This is a genomic window from Kitasatospora albolonga (assembly GCF_039535905.1).
In the GTDB taxonomy this organism is placed as follows: domain Bacteria; phylum Actinomycetota; class Actinomycetes; order Streptomycetales; family Streptomycetaceae; genus Kitasatospora; species Kitasatospora albolonga.
Genome location: NZ_BAAAYB010000007.1, coordinates 25,335 through 43,337, shown reverse-complemented (window position 1 = coordinate 43,337; position 18,003 = coordinate 25,335). Strand labels below are relative to the sequence as shown.

The following is an 18,003-nucleotide window of genomic DNA, read 5'->3' as shown; positions in this document are numbered from 1 at the left end:
CACTGCGGAGTTGCACATGACCAGGCGCATCCACGCCGCGCTCGCGACCGCGATCACGGCAGCACTCACCCTCGGCCTCGGGGCCTGTTCGAGCACCGGCTCGTCCTCCGACGACACGGACAAGCCGGTCGTCACGGCCGGCGACGGCATCATCGGCGGCACCCCCGTCAAGGGCGGCACCCTGAACCTGCTGTCGAACACCGACTTCGACCAGCTGGACCCGACCCGCAACTGGACCATGCCGGTGATGGACTTCGGCGTGCGCGTCCTCTACCGGACCCTCACCACCTTCAAGGCGGCGCCCGGCGCCGAGGGTCTGAAGATCGAGCCGGACCTGGCCACCGACCTCGGCCAGTCCAGCGACGGCGGCAAGACCTGGACCTTCAAGCTGAAGGACGGCCTCAAGTACGAGGACGGCACCCCGATCGTCGCCGACGACATCAAGTACAACGTCGAGCGCTCCTACTCGCCGGAGCTCCCCGGCGGCCCGGACTACGCCCGGGTCTACCTGAACGCGCCCGAGGACTACAAGGGCCCGCTCACCGGCCAGCGCCTCGGCAAGGAGTCCATCGAGGTCCCGGACGAGAAGACCATCGTCTTCCACCTCAAGCGCCCGGTGGCCGAGTTCGGCTACACCGTGACACTGCCGACCTTCGCCCCGGTGCCGAAGGCCAAGGAGGCGGGCGCCAACTACAGCAACCACCCGGTCTCCTCCGGTCCGTACAAGATCGAGAGCTACGACCGCGGCAAGCGCATGGTGCTGGTCCGCAACACCTTCTGGGACGAGAAGACCGACACCGTCCGCAAGGCGTACCCGGACAAGATCGTGGTCGACCAGACCCTCAAGGGCACCGGTGTGGCCGAGCGCCTGATCGCCGACCAGGGCGAGGACAAGAACTCGCTCTCCTACGTCGACCTGGTCGCGTCGAAGATCAGCGAGGTGCTCACCAACCCGGAGCTGAAGGCCCGTCTGATCTCCGAGAACGCGGGCTGCACCACCTCGCTGCAGATGGACAACAGCAAGGCCCCGTTCAACGACCCCAAGGTCCGCCTCGCGATGCAGTACGCGGTGGACAAGGAGTCGTTCCAGGCGGCCCAGGGCGGTCCGGCCTTCGTCGACATCGCCACCACCTACCTGCCGCCGGTGCTCACCGACGGCAAGTCGGTCGACCACTTCAAGATCAAGCCGGGCGGCGACGTCGACAAGGCCAAGGCCCTGCTGGCCGAGGCGGGCCAGGCGGCCGGCTTCAAGACCGAGCTCACCACCTCCACCGGTGGCAAGCAGCAGGCCGAGGCCGTCCAGGCGGCGCTGAAGAAGGTCAACGTCGACGTCACCATTAACGTGGTGGACCCGACCGCCGTCAACTCGATCGTCGGTGACAAGACCAAGCAGACCGGTCTGTCGATCAGCGGCTGGTGCCCCGACTACCCGTCGGCCGCCACCTTCCTGCCGATGATCTACGACGGCAAGATCATCAAGGACAAGGGCAACTTCGGCAACGTCACCCGCTTCAACGACCCGGCCACCAACGCCGAGCTGGACCGGATCGCGGGCCTGAGCGACAAGGCCGAGGCCGACAAGGCGTGGCTCGCCCTGGACTCCTCGATCATGGACAAGTCGCCCGCCGTGCCGCTGGCCTGGGCCAAGAAGCCGCTGCTGGTCGGCTCCAACATCGCCGGCGCCTTCGCCCACCCCGTGTGGGCCGGCCAGGTCGACTACGCCGTCATCGGCCTGAAGTCCGTCAAGTAACCCGGGAGTCCGCATGACCGCCCCGCTCTCTCCGTCCCGGGCCGGTGCCGACGGCACCGACGGGACCGGGGGAGCGGGGGCGGCGGCCAGTCCCGCTGCCCCCGCCTCCACCACCGCTCAACCCCCCGCCTCCCCATGGCGGTTGGCCTGGCAGCGGCTGCGCCGCCAGAAGGCCGCGCTGACCGGCTTCGGCATCATCGCCTTCTTCGTCCTGGTCGCCCTGCTCGCCCCGCTGATCACCATGATCAGCGGCCACGGCCCGGCCGACACCGACAAGAAGGCCATCAACTCCTACCTCGGCGGCCTGCCCAAGGGCAGCTTCGGCGGGATGAGCCCCGACCACTGGCTGGGCGTCGAGCCCGGCCTCGGCCGGGACATCTTCGCCCGCCTGCTCTACGGTGCCCAGATCAGCCTGCTGGTGGCCTTCGCCTCGGCGGCCCTGATCACCGTGATCGGGGTGACCCTCGGCATCCTGGCCGGCTACTTCGGCGGCCGGGTGGACACCGTGATCAGCCGGTTCATGGACGTCATGATGTCCTTCCCCACCCTGATCTTCATGATCGCGCTGCTCTCGGTCGCCCGGGACGTCAACCGGGTGCTGCTGCTGATCATCGTGATGGGCGCCTTCAGCTGGCCCTACATCGCCCGCGTCATCCGGGCCCAGACGCTCTCGCTCAAGCACCGCGAGTACGTCGAGGCGGCCAGGGCCAGCGGCACCTCCTCGGGCCGGATCCTGCTCACCGAGATCCTCCCCAACCTCTCCGGCACCGTCATCGTCTACGTCACGCTGGCCATCCCCGGCCTGATCGGCACCGAGGCGGCCCTCACCTTCCTCGGCGTCGGCGTCCGGCCGCCGACCCCCTCGTGGGGCCAGATGATCGCGGACTCGGTGCAGTACTACAAGGTCGACCCGATGTTCTTCGTCCTGCCGAGCCTCTGCCTCTTCCTGGTGGTCCTCGGCTTCACCCTGATCGGTGACGCGCTCCGCGACGCCCTCGACCCGAAGGGCGGCAAGGCGTGATCTGGTTCCTGATCCGCCGTCTGGTCGGCATCGCCGCCACGCTGTTGGTGATCTGCGCGCTGACCTTCGCGGTGTTCTACCTCTTCCCGGCCGATCCGGCCGCCCAGTTCTGCGGCAAGGACTGCTCCACCGAGCGGATCGAGATGGTCCGTCAGCAGCTCGGCCTGAACGACCCGTTGATCGTCCAGTTCGGCCGCTACCTGGTCGGCATCTTCGCCGGCCAGACCCTGGGCAGCGGGCCGTACGCGGTCCAGTGCGACTTCCCCTGCTTCGGCTACTCCTTCCAGAGCGCCCAGCCGGTCTGGGACCTGATGATGGACCGCTTCCCGGTCAGCGCCTCGCTGGCGCTGGGCGCGGCGGTCTGCTGGCTGGCCCTGGGCATCTCGGCGGGCGTGGTCTCCGCCCTCAAGCGGAACACCTGGATCGACCGCACCGTGATGGTGGCCACCATCGGCATCGCCGCGCTGCCGGTCTACTTCACCGCGATGATCCTGCTCTACGTGGTGGTCTCGGTGCTCGGCCTGATGCCGCTGCCCCGGTACATCGCCTTCGGCGAGGACCCGGTCGGCTGGCTGCGCAACCTGATCCTGCCGTGGATCACGCTGGCGCTGCTCTCGGCCGCCCTCTACGCCCGGATGACCCGCAACTCGGTCATCGAGACGATGGAGGAGCCCTTCGTGCGCACCGCCCGGGCCAAGGGCCTGCGGGAGCGCCGGGTGGTCGGGCGGCACGGGCTGCGGCCCGCGCTCACCCCGGTGGCCACCATGCTCGGCCTGGACCTCGGCGGCCTGCTGGCCGGGGCCCTGATCACCGAGCAGCTGTTCAGCCTCCCGGGCGTCGGCAAGCTCTTCGCCGACTCGCTCAACAAGGCGGACCAGCCGGTCATCATGGGCGTCACCCTGCTGGCCTCGTTCTTCATCGTGACCTCCAACCTGGTGGTCGACCTGATGTACGCCTGGATCGACCCGAGGGCGAGGCTCTCATGACCGCACTGCTCGAAGTCACCAACCTCGAAGTCGAGTTCAACACCGCCGAGGGCGTCGTCAAGGCGATCAAGGGCGTCGACTTCACCGTCGAACGGGGGAGGACCCTCGGGATCGTCGGTGAGTCCGGCTCCGGCAAGTCCGTCACCTCGCTGGCCGTGATGGGCCTGCACCGGGGTGCCAAGGTCACCGGCTCGGTGAAGTTCGACGGCACCGAGCTGATCGGCGCCCCCGACGAGACCGTGCGCAAGCTGCGCGGCCGCCGGATGGCGATGGTCTTCCAGGACGCGCTCACCTCGCTGCACCCGTACTTCACCATCGGCGACCAGATCTCCGAGGCGTACCGGGAGCACTTCGGCGGCAGCAAGAAGGCCGCCTGGGCCCGGGCCGTCGAGGTGCTCGGCGACGTGGGCATCCCGGAGCCGGCCCGCCGGGCGGGGGAGCACCCGCACCAGTTCTCCGGCGGCATGCGCCAGCGCGCGATGATCGCGCTCGCGCTCTCCTGCGAGCCGGACCTGATCATCGCCGACGAGCCCACCACCGCACTGGACGTCACCGTGCAGGCCCAGGTGCTGGAGCTGCTGATGAAGCTCCAGCAGGAGCGCGGGCTCGGGGTCATGATGATCACCCACGACCTCGGCGTGATCGCCCGGGTCGCCGACGAGGTCCTGGTGATGTACGGCGGCGCCGCAGCCGAACAGGCCCCGGCCGACACGCTGTTCACCACCCCGCGGCACCCGTACACCCGGGGGCTGCTGGACTCGCTGCCGCGGCTGGACGCCCCGGAGGGGGAGGCCCTGCGCTCCATCCCGGGCTCCCCGCCCTCGCTGCTCAACCCGCCGCCCGGCTGCGCCTTCCAACCGCGCTGCCAGGTCTACGCGGCGGAGCCCAGCGAGCTCTGCACCGCCGGCCGCCCGCCGCTGCGCCTGGTCGCCCCGGAGCACCGCAACGCCTGCGTCCGTGACGCGGCCGACCTCGACGGGGTGACGGCATGACCACCACCGAAGTGACCACCGAGGCCGCCCGGGCCACCGGGACCATCCTGACGGCCGAGAACCTGGGCATGACCTTCCCCGGCCCGCGCTCCGGCCTGCGCCGCAGTGCCGGGATCAAGGCGGTGGACGGCGTCAGCTTCGACGTCCGGGCCGGCGAGACCCTGGGCCTGGTCGGCGAGTCCGGCTGCGGCAAGTCCACCACCGGGCGGATGCTGGTCCGGCTGCTGGACCCGACGGCCGGTCAGGTCTCGTTCCAGGGCAAGGACATCACCCGCACCGGGCAGCGCGAGCTGCGCCCGCTGCGCAGCAAGCTGCAGATGATCTTCCAGGACCCGTTCGCCTCGCTGAACCCGCGGCAGACCGTCCAGCAGATCATCTCGGCCCCGCTGCGCGCCCAGGGCCTGGCCACCGCGGCGATCCGCAGCGAGGTCCGTGACCTGGTCGACCTGGTCGGGCTGGCCCCCGAGCACCTGGAGCGCTACCCGCACCAGTTCTCCGGCGGCCAGGCCCAACGCATCGGCATCGCCCGGGCGTTGGCGACCCGCCCGGAGCTGGTGGTGGCGGACGAGCCGGTCTCCGCGCTGGACGTCTCGATCCAGGCGCAGATCGTCGGGCTGATGGAGCGGCTCCAGCGCGAGCTGGGCGTGGCCTACGTGTTCATCGCGCACGACCTGGCGGTGGTCAAGCACATCAGCCACCGGGTCGCGGTGATGTACCTCGGGCGGATCGTCGAGATCGGCGACAAGCAGGACGTCTACGACAACCCGGCCCACCCGTACACCAAGGCGCTGCTCTCCGCGGTGCCGCTGCCCGACCCGGCTGCCGAGCGGCGCCGGGAGCGGATCGTGCTGCTGGGCGACCCGCCCAGCCCGGCCAACCCGCCGAGCGGCTGCACCTTCCACCCGCGCTGCCCCAAGGCGCAGGAGATCTGCCGCACCGAGCGGCCGCTGCTCCAGATCACCGCCACCGGCGGCGGCCGGCAGGCCGCCTGCCACTTCCCCGAGGCCTGACCCCGCGTCAGCACCTCCGCTCCGGGGCCCGACGGCGCGTCGGGAGCCCCGGCCCCCGGCCCCGGCCGCCGTCCTCCTCCCCATGGGACGGCGGCCCGGGCCGGGCACCATCCGCACCACCCGCACCACCTGCTCCACCCACGACCTCCCCGGTCCTCCGGGAGACCGGGCCGACGGCCCCACCCGATCCGGCCCGCACTCACGTCCGAGCGGACACCGCCCCCACCTCCACCCCCCACTGGAGCCCCCCGTGCGAACCTCCCCCCGAACGGCGCGCAGAGCGCTGCTCGCGGCCGCCCTGGCCGCGACCCTCACCCTTCCGGCCGTGCAGACGGTGCAGGCGGCCACCCAGGCCACCCAGGCCACCCAGCCCGCCCCCACCGCCGCCGCCCCGGCCACCTTCCAGGGCGAGCCCCCGCTCCCCACCGGCTACGACGAACTCGCCCACCAGGGCGAGGCGGTGGCCCGTACCGGCGCCTCCGCGCCCGCTCCCGGCGGCGGTTCGCTGGGCGGCACGCCCTTCCCGGGCGCGATGCCCCAGCGGGTCGGCGCCCCCGCCCCGACCGCCGCCGAACTGGCCGCCCCCACGGCCGTGGTGCGGACCGCGGCCGGGGTGCCCTGCACCCTGGACGGCCTGACCGGCCTCGGCCCCGCCCAGCTGGCCGACTTCCTCACCGACCCCGCGGTCAAGGGCGACGACTGCCTCAAGTCCCTGCTCTGGACCTGGGACGCGCGCTTCGCCGTCACCATGGACGGCGCCCACGTCCGGGCGGTGGCCGACCGGATCGTCCAGCAGGTGCCCAGCGAGGACGGCAGCGGCCGGGCCCACCTGTACGAGCTGTTCTACTTCCTGCACGCGGCCGCGTACCACGACTTCACCCAGGCCGGGATCGACATCACCGAGACCGCCACGGCCGCCGCCGTCCGGCGCGCGGTGGACGCCTGGGCCGCCGCCCCGCTGGCCTTCGCCGACACCGACCAGGCCGGGCTGACCACCCGGGAGATGACCATCGCGGCCGGCTCCACCGGCCAGCGGCAGTACCAACTCGCCCTGGCGAAGCGGGTGCTGGCCAAGTTCGGCCCCGGCACCCGGGTCGCCGACAGCTGGGCCTGGGGCACCGCGGGCCTGGCCGCGCTGAACCTCAACTACCTGGGCGTCAACAACCGGGACGCCGCCTTCCTCGCGCAGGTCACCGCCGACGCCTCCTACCGGAGCGCGTTCCGCGACTTCGCCGGGTACGGCCACCTCAAGGGCACCCAGAACGAGTGGCTGGCCCGGGACGCGATGGCCGAGTACGGCCGCTTCGGCGAGCTCCCCGAGCTGAAGGCCGGGGTGGTCGGCGAGCTCGGGTGGCTGCTCTCCACCACCGCCCGGGTCTTCGGCGAGCTCTCCGGCCCCTGGGTGAAGGTGGTCGGCTGGGCCAACGCCTTCGGCGTCTGCCAGCAGTACGACGTCTGCGCGGCCAAGTACGACGCCCAGGTGTTCCCCTACACCTACAGCTACGACAACGGCGCCATCCAGGTCCGCACCTCGCTGGACCGGGCCACCGTCGACCGGATGTACTACGCGAGCAAGCAGGTCAAGACCCAGTTCCTGCGGGTGCTCGGCACCGACGCCCCGCTCGACGGCGACCCGAACGCCACCCTCAACATCCGGCTCTACCCGACCCGTTCGGCCTACGAGCTTTACCACCCGCTGCTCACCGGCATGGGCACCGCCAACGGCGGCATCTACATCGAACGCGGCGCCACCTTCTACACCTACCAGCGCACCACCGCCGAGTCGTACCTGACGCTGGAGGAGCTCTTCCGGCACGAGTACGTCCACTACCTGAACGGCCGCTGGGCCACCCCCGGCTACTTCGGCGACGCCCGCTGGTACGCCGGCGACCGGCTCACCGCGATGGACGAGGGCACCGCCGAGTTCTTCGACGGCTCCACCCGGGACGGCGGGGTGAAGGTCCGTCAGGCCCTGGTCGCCGCCCTGGCCCGGGACGAGGCGGCCGGCATCCCCCGGCTGAGCGTCGCGGAGCTGCTGCACGCCCGGTACGACGACGCCCCGGCCTTCCACTTCTACAACTACGCCGGGACCTTCTTCGAGTACCTCTGGGCCGAGCGCCCCGCCGAGCTGCGCGCCATGTACGCGCTGATGCGGGCCGACGACCCGGCGGGCTTCGACGCCTGGCGCGACCGGATGGGCGCCGACCGGGCGCTCCAGGCGGGCTACGACGCCTTCCTGACGGCGCAGAGCGCCCGGGTCCAGGACCTGTACGTGCCCAGCACCTCGTTCACCGCCAACGGCTACCTGCGCTACGCCTACGCCTCCGAGGTGCAGGCCGCGATCGCCTCGGCCACCGCCAACACGCCCACCTGCAAGGACAACGGCGACTGGGCCAACAAGCCGATGCGCTTCGTCTGCGAGGGCCGGATCACCGCCAACCTGGCGAACGCGGCCGATCCGGACCAGCTCTTCAAGGACATGTCCTCGACCGTGGACTACTTCATCCTCACCCGGACCAAGGGCGTCGCCAACAACCTGGACGACATGAACTGCTGGTTCGGCCCGGTCGAGGTATGGCCGGGCGGCAAGGCCGGCACCTCCAGCTACACCTGCGAGGGACCCCTGCGCAGGTGACCAGACCCCCGGTCGGACGTGGCGGGGAACCGTGACGGCGGGCCACGTCCGACCGGGTCCAACCCATCAACTCCCGCGCGGGGCGGCCGTCCTACCGCTTCCGCGGCCGCACCGCGCGGGTCCCACGAAAGGCACGACTGACGTGACTCAGGCACCCCAGCCGCTCAGCTGGGACGGCAGCGCCCACCCCTCCGGCCGGACCGAGACCGTGGCGGAGGTCGACCTCGGCCTGCCCGGGGTCCGGGCCAGAGCCGTGGCCGTCGGCGCCGCCCACCTGGCGGTCCGGGTCGTCCCGCAGGCCGAGCCCGGCGTGGTGGTCGTCGAGGCCGCGCCCGAACTCCCCACCGACGAGCAGCCGGTGCGCACCCGCATCGAGTGGCGGCTGCCCTGCACCGGCGCCACCGGCTACTGGACCCCGCTGAGCGGCACCCGCTGGCTGCCCCCGTCCTGGGCACTGCCCCGGACCGCCTCGCTGCCCAAGGGCGCCCCGGTCGGCAGCCTGGTCGGCACCGCCGACGCCGCGCTGTGCACCTTCGCGGCCGGTGAGACGGTGCTGCCGGTCTCGATCGGCGAGGGCGCGGTCGAGGAGACCGGGGACTTCAGCTTCTGGGTCGAGCACGAGGGCCCGCTGCGCCTGCGCCTGGACCTGAGCGGCCGTCACTTCGCCGACACCGTCCGGGACTGCGCCGCCTGGTGGGCCGAGTCGCTGCCCGCCTCCACCGTGCCGGACGCCGCCTTCGACCCGGTCTTCTGCACCTGGTACGCGCTGCACCTGACCATCACCGCCCCCGAGGTGGAGCGCCTGGCCGCGCTGGCCGCCCCGCTCGGGTTCGGCGCGCTGATCGTGGACGACGGCTGGCAGACCGACGAGGTGGGCCGCTCCTACGCCACCACCGGCGACTGGCAGCCCGCCCCGGTCGGCTTCCCGGACTTCGCCGACCACGTCGACCGGATCCGCAAGCTGGGGCTCAACTACCTGCTCTGGCACGCGCTCCCGTTCCTCGGCGACCGCAGCGCCGCCCAGGCCGAGCTGGCCCCGCACACCCTGGCCCACCTGCCGATGCTGGAGACCTCGGTGCTCGACCCGCGCAGCCCGCTGGTCCGGGCCCACCAGGTCGAGCGCCTCGCCGCGGCGGTGGAGCGGCACGGGGTGGACGGCCTGAAGATCGACTTCATCGACACCTTCCTGCGCGAGGCCACCACCGCCTCGCCCGACCCGGACTGCACCGAGGTCGCCGAGGGCGTCCGCCGCCTGCTGGAGGAGCTCGACACCCGGCTGCGGGCCACCCGGCCCGAGGTGCTGATCGAGCACCGCCAGCAGTACATGGGCCCCGGCCTGTGGCCGTACGCCACCATGGTCCGGGCCACCGACTGCCCGCACAACGCCACCGAGAACCGGGTCCGCTGCGCCGACCTGCGGCTCACCGCGGGCCCGCTGGCCGTGCACGCCGACCCGCTCACCTGGCACCCGGAGGAGGAGCCCGCGCAGATCGCGGTCTTCCTGATCTCGGTGCTGTTCGCCACCGCCCAGGTCTCGGTGGACCTGTCCGCGCAGAGCCCGGAGCAGCTGGCCGCCGTGCGGTTCTGGCTCTCCGTCATGCGTGAGCACCGCGACCTGCTGCAGCGCGCCGAGTTCCGCCCGCACCGCCCCGAGCTGGCCTACCCGCTGATCGAGGCCCGGGACGGCGGGGCGCTGGCCTTCGGCCGCTACGGCGCGCTGCCGGTGCGGGTCACCGGGGAGTGGGAGTCGCTGCTGCTGGCCAACGCCGAGGCGGACACCCTGGTCCGGCTGGTCTTCGACCGGGTGCCGGGACGCTTCTCGGTGCTGGTGCAGGACGCGCTGGGCGGCGAGGTGGCCGCGACCACGGCCTCGGTGGAGGGCGTGGAGTTCACCGTGCACGTGCCGCTGGGCGGTCTGCTGACGCTCCGTCGGGGCTGACACCGGCGCTTTCGTGGCCCGGTTCGGAGGGTGGGGGACCTCCGGACCGGGCCGCCCCCGTTGTCCACCGGGCGGGGTGGTGCCCCCGCCCGGTGAACACCTCTGTGCACCAGGCGGGTCCGACGGAGGGAACCGTAGCAGCGGGACCCGCCTGGTGAGCTCGTGTCCCCGACGGTACGCCCGCCGACACCTCGTCAGGTACCGCACGAGTGCACGGTCGCCGCCGCGGGAGCTGTCACCTGTGCACGGTCACCCCAGGCTCGGGCAGCGCCAGCTCCCCGAGCGCGGCGAAGGCCAGCACCACCTCGTACACCCCGCCGCCCCCGGCGAGCAGTTGACGCTGCAGCAGCCGCTCGGCCGCCCGCAGGTGCTCCCGGACGGTCTGCGCGTGCAGTCCGAGCTCCCGGGCGGCCCGCTCCACCCCGAGGTCGGCGCGGACCCAGGCCAGCAGGGTGGACCGCAGCTCGCGGCCGTCCTCAGCCAGCCGCCCGAACAGCCCGTCGGCCCAGTCCGCCACCGGGGCGGCAGCCAGCAGCTCGCCCAGGCCGGGCGCCGGGAGGCCCGCCCCGGCGGCCACCGCGCAGGCGGCCACCGAGGTGGAGGCCTGCAGCGCCAGGTGCAGCACCGTGCGGCCGGCCACCCCGGCCAGGTCCAGACCGAGCTGCGCGGCCGCCCGGTCCAGCCGGGCCTTCACGGTGTTGCGGCTGACCCCGAGGATGCGCCCGGCGCTCACGGCGGGGAACTCCAGGCCCAGGTGCAGGGTCCCGAGCAGCTGGTCCCGCCCGCTCAGCGGCAGCGCGTGCAGCGGGCGCAGCACCTCCTCCGCCCAGCGCGCCGCACCGCGCGGCTCCAGCACCTGGCCGAGCCGGCTCTCGGCGGCGTACAGCGCCGCCCGCCCCGGCCGCAGCCGGGCCACCGCCAGCGCCCGGGTGGCGTCCCCGTAGGAGCCGGCGGTCTGCGACAGCGGCAGCCGGCCGCTGCCGCCGAGCGAGCGGTCCGGGCGCCCGGCCACGAACTCGCGCAGCGTCAGGCCGACCCGGTCCCAGCCCTCCTGCTCCTCCTGCCGGGTGCCGTCCTCCCGCAGCGGCGCCACCACGATCAGGTGCTGCTCGTAGGCCGGGCAGCGGACCACCAGCGCGGTGGGGCCGAGCGCCTCCCGGCACCGCCGGGCCAGCTCGTCCCGCTCCGGCGCAGGACCCTCCAGTACGTAGACCCGCTGCTCCTCGGCGTCCAGCAGGCCGGGGGAGAGGCCCTCCCCGGTGCGCTGGGCGAGCGTCACCTCACCGCCCATCAGCAGCTGGAAGACCGCGACCCGCAGCGCCGCCTTGACCTCCTCCAGCCGCTCCCGGTCCGCCTCCGCCTGCCGCACCCGCACCAGCGGCGCGATCAGGTCGGCGGCGTGCGCGACCAGGGCGGCGGCCCGGGCGTCGAATGGCTCGCTGCGACCCACCGCCAGGACGGGGTACGGCCGGCTGCCGCCGACCGTGGTCAGCCGCACCCGGAGCGGGCCCGCGTCCAGGGCGGCCGCCCGCAGCCGTCCGTCCGTCAGCTCGCGCACCGTCGGCGCGGCGGCGGCGAGCAGGTGCTCCGTCCCGGCCGGGGCCGCCACGGCGGGCTCGCCGGGCCGGCCGGTGGTCAGCCGCACCGGGCCGCCGACCGCCCGGGCCAGCCACTCCACCAGGCGCTCCAGCCGCTGGTCGGCCCGCCCGCCGGGCTCCCGCAGGTGGGCCAACAGCTGGGCCAGCTCGGCCTGTTCGCCCTGCACCTCGCGCAGCCGGGCGTCGCCGATCCGGCGGGCCACCCGCAGCCAGCTCCGCTCGTCCTCGACCGCCAGCAGGGCCAGGCCGTGCCGCGCGGCCCCGGCCCGGTGCCCCTCGCTGGGCTCCGCCGCGGTGACCGCCACGGCCGCCGCCCGCCCCGCGGCCAGCCGGGCGAAGTCCCGCTCGGTCGCCTGCGGCGGCACCCGCACCAGGCGGTCCGCCACCTCCTCGTCGGGTTCGGCGACCCCGGTCACCGAACGTTCCGCTCCCGTCCCGCCGATCAGCCGCAATCCCGGCACATCGGTCAGTGACCCCACAGTGGGCAAGGCCCCTCCTCGGTACACGCGCTGCTACGTGGCCCCGGCCGTGCCTGCCGTCGCGATGACGTTCCCTCAGGCGCGCCGTCCCCCCGATCGACCCGCGCCGATCGTACGCACCACGGCCGGAGCCCCGGTCCGCAGGGTGTGCGGACCGGGGCTCCGGTTCGTGCTGCTGACGGGTGGTCAGCGAGAGTGGTGCAAGGGTGGGTCAGGAGGCGGGGCCGACCCGGACGGTGGTCAGCTTGCCGCCCTGGGTCTCCCGGACGACCTCGATCTTGGTGTTGGTGTTCGGGACGGCCACCGCGTGCTGCGGGAGCGCCGGGTCGCTGTAGACCCCGGTGCGGTCGTTGAAGACCGGCACGGCCGGCTTCGACGGGAAGGCGTTCAGCACACCGGCCTTGTGCAGGGTGAACTCGGTGGTGGGCTGGAGCGAGAAGGTCGCGTCGTAGGTCTGGGCGCGGCCGTTCACCAGGGTGCCGTCGGAGAACTTCATCGGCTGCGGGTGGGCGTCGATCGGGAGGATCAGGCCGCCGCCCGGGTGGTCCTTGGTGTTGTTGTCCAGGTAGCTGGTGTCCCAGAGCCAGATCAGGACGCCCTCCTGGTACGGGTAGGTGTCGATCACGTTGGTCTTGCCCGCGACCCCGGAGTACCCGAAGTTGTACGGGCCGGTCTTCAGGAAGGCGCCGTAGCCGACGTAGCGGCGGTTCTCCACCACGTAGGCGCGCGGGTGCTCCTTGACGGAGTCCTTGCCCTTGAGCGGGGTGAAGCCGTTCAGCACCCAGTCCTGGTTGCCGTTCTCCGCACCGTCGTTGAGGATCTCGACGCCACCGGCGGTGATCTTGACGGCGTCGACCAGCACGCCCTTGCCGTGGGTGTTGGAGTCCGAGGTGACGTGGAAGCGCAGCTGCACCTTCTGGCCCAGGTAGGCGGTGAGCGGGATGCCCACCTGCCGCCAGGCGTTCGACGTGCCGCTGAAGCCGGGGACGTTGGCCGCGGTGTTGGTGATCGGCGAGCCGTCCACCGTGCCGCCCAGGGCCTTCCAGGTCTTGCCGTTGTCGGTGCTGGCCTCGACGGTCAGGAAGTCGTAGTCCTGCTCGATGTCGTACCAGGTGGCCGCCGACAGGTTCGCGCTGCCGGTCTTCCCGGTCAGGTCGACCGTGCGGGAGAGCGAGTTGTCCAGGTAGTCGCCGGTGCCGCTGTACCACTGCGAGGCGCCCTCGAAGGGGTCGGCCAGCGTGGTGGTCTTGGTGACCGGGGGCAGGTGCACCAGCACCGCCTGCGCCTGGTCGGTGTTGTAGCCGCTGACGCCGAGCGCGTGGCTGGACCGGGTGGCGGCCTGCGCGTCGTCGTAGTTGAGCCAGCCGAACTGCAGCTTGCTCCAGGCGTCCAGGTCACCGGGGTACTCGCCGGTGGTGTTCTTGCCCTTGCCCAGGTACGAGGCCGAGGACATCAGGGACCAGAAGTTGACGCTGTTGTCGCCGCCGCTGGTCGGGTACAGGTCCGGCAGGCCGAGGTTGTGGCCGTACTCGTGCGAGAACAGGCCCACGCCCGAGTTCTCGCCGCCCTGCACGTAGTCGTAGGCGTAGAGGCCGGAGTCGCCGAGCGGCGCGCCGCCGATCTTGTTGCCCTCCGGGCCGACCTGGCCGGACGGGTCCGGCAGGGCCCAGGCGCGGTGCGCCCACATGGCGTCGCCGCCCTGCGCGCCGCCGCCCCAGGTCTCGTCGACGCCCGCGTGGACCACCACGAGGTTGTCGATGTACCCGTCGGGCTCGTTGAAGTTGCCGTCCTTGTCGAAGTCGTAGCGGTCGTAGACGTCGTACTGCTTGAGCTCGTCCTTGACCGACTGCGCGGTGCGGCCCTTGGCGATCTCGCCGTCGTACCAGGCCTTGGTGGCGTCCCGGATGAACTCGTGCGCCTGGGTCCACGCACCGCCGCCCTGCGGGCCCTTGTTGGACCCGTAGCGCGCCTCGTTCCACGGCAGCGTCACCCAGTCGGAGACGGTGCCCTCGATGTCGTACCGGCCCGAGGACTGGGTGCGGTAGTAGTTCCGCATCGAGTTGGCGCCGGCCGTGTCGTCGAAGAACATCTGCTGGTAGTACGACTTGGAGAAGTCGTTCTTCCAGAAGGTGTGGGTGTCGCTCTTGTCCGGCTTCGGGATCGCGTTGTGGCGCGGGCCCGGGGTGCCGGCGTAGCGGGGGACGCCGTTGTACAGCGTGGTGTTGTCGACCTGGTCGCCGAACTGGGCCAGGATGACGAAGACCTTGTCCTTGCGCTCCTGCGCGAGCTGGACGAAGTCGTTGCCGATCTTCACCTGCTTCGGCGCGGTCTTCGCCGAAGTCTTCGCCACGGCGCCCTTGTTGAGCTGCTCCAGCGCCTTGGTGCGCAGCGCCTGCCGGACCTTCTCCTGCGGGGCGAGCGGGGCCTGCGGGGCCTCCTTGGCCTCCAGTCCGCCGCCGGCCTGGGCGTCCTGCGACTGGACGGGGGGAGTGGGGAGCGGGGCGGCGGCAGCGATGCCGCTGCCGATCAGCGAGGCCGCTATCGCGCTGGTGGTCAGTGCAGCGAGGGCCGCTGCGGTCATTCTGCGCAACTGACCGGTCCTTTCCGGACGGGGGTGGTCGGGTGAGCGAGGGTAATATTTCACATGTCATCCATCACACGGAACCCCTCTGACTACCCGAATTTCCCACCGGAAACACGGAGGACCCCGCCGCACCCTCCCGGGGGCGGCGGGGTCCTGACGGGCCGTCAGGCCGTCAGCCGGTCGAGGAGTTCCGGCAGCCGCCCGATCAGGGCGGTCGCCCCGGCCCCGGTCAGCTTCGGCCCGGGCGTGAGCGCGGTGTAGCCGAGCACGTCCATCCCCGCGGCCCGGGCGGCCAACACGCCGTTCGGGCTGTCCTCGACCACCAGGCAGTCGGCGGGTGCGACCCCCAGGGCGGCCGCCGCGTGCAGGAAGAGGTCCGGGGCCGGCTTGCCCACGCCGCCCACGTCCTGGGCGCTGAACACCGACCCCGCCGGCAGCAGCGGCCGCAGGCCGGTCCGCTCCAGGGTGAGCTCGATCCAGGCGTGGTCGGAGGAGGAGGCCAGGCAGTACGGCACCCCGCGCCGGCCGAGCTCCGCGAGCACCTCGGCCGCGTCCGGGGTCGGGGCGAGCTCCTCGCGGAACGCGGCGAACACCCGCTCGTGGCAGCGTCGTTCGAAGTCCTCCGGCAGGGTGCCCCCGTACCGCCGGGCCACCACCTCGTGGACGTTGCGCCCCGCGTTGCCGAGGAAGTCCCGGAGCGAGTCCTCCAGGGTGGTCGGGTAGCCGAGCTCGGTCAGGTACCCGGACAGGATCCGGTGCGCGGTCGGCTCGCTGTCCACGAGCACGCCGTCGTTGTCGAAGATCACCAATTGGTAGGCCATCGGCGAAGGCTAACCGGAGCGGGGCGGTCCGGTGGAGTGCTTTTCCATCGGACCGCCCCGCCGTCCCTCAGCCCAAGTGCGAGCGGATGAAGGCCAGTTCGGCCTCGGTGACGAGCTCGTTCATGCCGTCCGGGGTCATGTGCGAGACGCCCGGGAGCGGGAGCACCGCGTGCGCGCGGCCGGCCGCGTGCAGGGCCTCGGAGAGCAGCAGGGTGTGCGAGGGGTGGACGTTGTCGTCGGCCAGGCCGTGGATCAGCAGCAGCGGGCGGGTGAGCGCGGGGGCGTCGTCGACCAGGCAGTCGGCGGCGTAGCCCTCGGGGTTCTCCTGGGGGAGGCCCAGGTAGCGCTCGGTGTAGGCGGTGTCGTACTGGCGGAAGTCGGTGGGCGGGGCGCCCGCCGCGGCGGCGTGGAAGACGTCCGGGCGGCGCAGCACCGCGAGGGCCGCGAAGTACCCGCCGTAGGACCAGCCGCGGACGCCGACCCTGCTCAGGTCGAGGTCGGGGTGGGTCTCGGCGAGCGCCTGCAGCGCGGCCACCTGGTCCTCGATCGCGACCGCGGAGAAGCGCCGGAAGATCGCCTTCACGAAGGCGGGCGAGACGAACGGGGTGCCCCGGTTGTCGGTGGTGACCACGGCGAAGCCCTGGTCGGCCCACCACTGGCGGGCCTGCCAGCGGCGCGGCTCGTTGGCCACGGCCTGGTAGCCGGGGCCGCCGTAGACGTCGAGCAGCACCGGCAGGCGGGTGCCGGCCACGTGGTCGCGCGGGTAGACCACCGCGGTGGGCAGGCCCAGCTCGGTCACCCGGGCGAGCTTCGGGGTGACCACGTAGGGCAGCGCGGCCGCGCGGTCCGGGAGGTCGAACTCCTCGCCGGAGAAGTGCAGTCGGCGCCGGATGCCGGTGGGCGTGGCGTGGGTGAGGAGCAGGGTGTCGCCCGCGGCGAGGACGGAGTGCACGCCGGTGCCCTCGGTCAGCCGGGAGAGCGCGCCGCTGTCCGGGTCGAGCAGGAAGACGTGCTGGTCGGCCGGGTCGTCCTGGCCGGCCTCGATCAGCAGGCCGTCCCCGTGCTGTCCGATCACCCGGCGGACCTGGGTCCGCTCGTCGGTGAGGATCTTGCCGTCCAGAGCCACCGCGCGGGCCTCGCCGCCGGGGGTGTCGGCGGAGGTGAGCAGCCGCCCGTCGGACAGCCGGGCCGGGGTGCCGGGCAGGTCGTCCACCCAGAACTCGTCGACGGTGCGCGAGAGTTCGCGGGTCGCGCCGGTGGCCGGGTCGGCGCTGAGCAGCAGCACGTTCTGCTGGAGGCGGTCGGCCACGGTGAGCAGCAGCTCGCCGTCGCCCTCCCAGCCGGCCGCGCAGACGTACGGGTACGCCGCGCGGTCCCAGGCGACCTCGGTGCGGGTGCCGTCCAGGCCGAGCACCCAGAGCCGCAGGTCGACGTTGGGCCCGCCGGCCTGCGGGTAGGCGAAGCTCTCGGGGGCCCGCTCGGGGTGCGACGGGTCGGCGAACCAGCGCAGCGGGAGGGCGGATTCGTCGATCCGGGTGGCCAGCACGGCCCGGCCGTCGGGTGACCACCAGTGGCCCCGGGTGCGGCCGAGCTCCTCGGCGGCGGCGAACTCGGCGACGCCCCAGACGGCGCCGTCGGCCGGGCTGAGCGGCTCGGCGCGGTCGGTCAGGTGCAGCGCGCCGCCGGTCACGTACGCGACCACCGAGCCGTCGGCGTTCGGGCGGGGGTCGAAGGCCGGTCCGGCGACCGGGAGTTCGGTGGTCGAGCCGTCGGCCACGGCGGTGCGGAAGATCCGGCCGTCGAGGGCGAAGACGGCCTGGGCGAGGTCGGAGGTGGCGGCGAAGGAGCCGATGCCGGGGGCCCAGAGCCGGATCCGCTCGCGCAGGCGGCGCTCCAGCACGGGCAGGTCGGCGGGGGCGCCGGTGCGGCCGGGCAGCAGGACGGCGGGGTCGGCGACCAGGTGCTCCTGACGGGTGGTCAGGTCGAACAGCCAGAGTCGGTCCACCGGGTCCTCCGGGCCGGTGGAGCGGAGGAGGAGCAGCCGGGTGCCGTCGGCGGAGAAGGTGACCGCGCGCGGGGCGCCGTAGGTGAAACGGCCGGTGCGGGAGCTGAGGGCGAGGAACTGGTCGGTGTGCGTCACGGCCCGATGGTTGCCCTGGAGGGGGGATTTCGGCTAGAAGTATGCAGT

At 72.8% G+C, this 18,003-nt stretch carries 11 protein-coding genes; 7 read left to right on the top strand and 4 right to left on the bottom strand.

The genetic code is table 11. From position 1 onward, the window contains the following. The first annotated feature begins 16 nt into the window (after positions 1–16). The 7 genes from ABD946_RS02350 (at position 17) to ABD946_RS02320 (ending at position 10,333) form a co-directional block, all read left to right on the top strand. A complete protein-coding gene (locus tag ABD946_RS02350) occupies positions 17–1,750 on the top strand; it encodes an ABC transporter substrate-binding protein (protein ID WP_345279551.1) in 1,734 nt (577 codons plus the stop codon). A 13-nt stretch (positions 1,751–1,763) separates the two neighbouring features. Then, positions 1,764–2,771, top strand: a complete 1,008-nt coding sequence (locus ABD946_RS02345) for an ABC transporter permease (protein WP_345279549.1) — start codon at positions 1,764–1,766, stop codon at positions 2,769–2,771. Continuing rightward, on the top strand, positions 2,768–3,757 hold the full coding sequence (locus ABD946_RS02340; protein WP_345279547.1) for an ABC transporter permease: 990 nt from the start codon (positions 2,768–2,770) through the stop codon (positions 3,755–3,757). The genes ABD946_RS02345 and ABD946_RS02340 overlap by 4 nt, the downstream gene beginning before the upstream one ends. Continuing rightward, on the top strand, positions 3,754–4,749 hold the full coding sequence (locus ABD946_RS02335; RefSeq protein ID WP_345279545.1) for an ABC transporter ATP-binding protein: 996 nt from the start codon (positions 3,754–3,756) through the stop codon (positions 4,747–4,749). The genes ABD946_RS02340 and ABD946_RS02335 overlap by 4 nt, the downstream gene beginning before the upstream one ends. After that, positions 4,746–5,759, top strand: a complete 1,014-nt coding sequence (locus ABD946_RS02330) for an ABC transporter ATP-binding protein (RefSeq protein ID WP_345279543.1) — start codon at positions 4,746–4,748, stop codon at positions 5,757–5,759. Before ABD946_RS02335 ends, ABD946_RS02330 begins: the two co-directional genes overlap by 4 nt. 250 nt (positions 5,760–6,009) lie before the next feature. After that, positions 6,010–8,394: a collagenase gene (locus ABD946_RS02325; RefSeq protein ID WP_345279541.1), complete on the top strand. Its 2,385-nt coding sequence runs from the start codon at positions 6,010–6,012 to the stop codon at positions 8,392–8,394. Between the two features lie 142 nt (positions 8,395–8,536). Next, on the top strand, positions 8,537–10,333 hold the full coding sequence (locus ABD946_RS02320) for a glycoside hydrolase family 36 protein (RefSeq protein WP_345279539.1): 1,797 nt from the start codon (positions 8,537–8,539) through the stop codon (positions 10,331–10,333). A 235-nt stretch (positions 10,334–10,568) separates the two neighbouring features. Here the strand turns inward: ABD946_RS02320 and ABD946_RS02315 are convergent, their stop codons facing one another. The 4 genes from ABD946_RS02315 to ABD946_RS02300 form a co-directional block, all read right to left on the bottom strand. Then, positions 10,569–12,347: a helix-turn-helix domain-containing protein gene (locus tag ABD946_RS02315; protein WP_345279537.1), complete on the bottom strand. Its 1,779-nt coding sequence runs from the start codon at positions 12,345–12,347 to the stop codon at positions 10,569–10,571. A 274-nt stretch (positions 12,348–12,621) separates the two neighbouring features. Further along, complete coding sequence (locus ABD946_RS02310; protein ID WP_345279577.1) at positions 12,622–14,991, bottom strand: immune inhibitor A domain-containing protein; 2,370 nt, start codon at positions 14,989–14,991, stop codon at positions 12,622–12,624. 167 nt (positions 14,992–15,158) lie between these two features. Then, entirely contained in the window at positions 15,159–15,815 is a 657-nt protein-coding gene (locus ABD946_RS02305) for an HAD family hydrolase (protein ID WP_345279535.1), read from the bottom strand. 67 nt (positions 15,816–15,882) lie between these two features. Then, positions 15,883–17,955, bottom strand: coding sequence for a S9 family peptidase (locus ABD946_RS02300; RefSeq protein ID WP_345279533.1), 2,073 nt, complete (start codon positions 17,953–17,955; stop codon positions 15,883–15,885). Positions 17,956–18,003 lie beyond the last annotated feature (48 nt).

What these genes read in the sequence shown, in the direction of transcription:
- ABD946_RS02350 (WP_345279551.1), top strand. Translation starts at nt 17, where the DNA reads ATGACCAGGCGCATCCACGCCGCGCTCGCGACCGCGATCACGGCAGCA.
- ABD946_RS02345 (WP_345279549.1), top strand. Translation starts at nt 1,764, where the DNA reads ATGACCGCCCCGCTCTCTCCGTCCCGGGCCGGTGCCGACGGCACCGAC.
- ABD946_RS02335 (WP_345279545.1), top strand. Translation starts at nt 3,754, where the DNA reads ATGACCGCACTGCTCGAAGTCACCAACCTCGAAGTCGAGTTCAACACC.
- ABD946_RS02330 (WP_345279543.1), top strand. Translation starts at nt 4,746, where the DNA reads ATGACCACCACCGAAGTGACCACCGAGGCCGCCCGGGCCACCGGGACC.
- ABD946_RS02310 (WP_345279577.1), bottom strand. Translation starts at nt 14,991, where the DNA reads ATGACCGCAGCGGCCCTCGCTGCACTGACCACCAGCGCGATAGCGGCC.
- ABD946_RS02305 (WP_345279535.1), bottom strand. Translation starts at nt 15,815, where the DNA reads ATGGCCTACCAATTGGTGATCTTCGACAACGACGGCGTGCTCGTGGAC.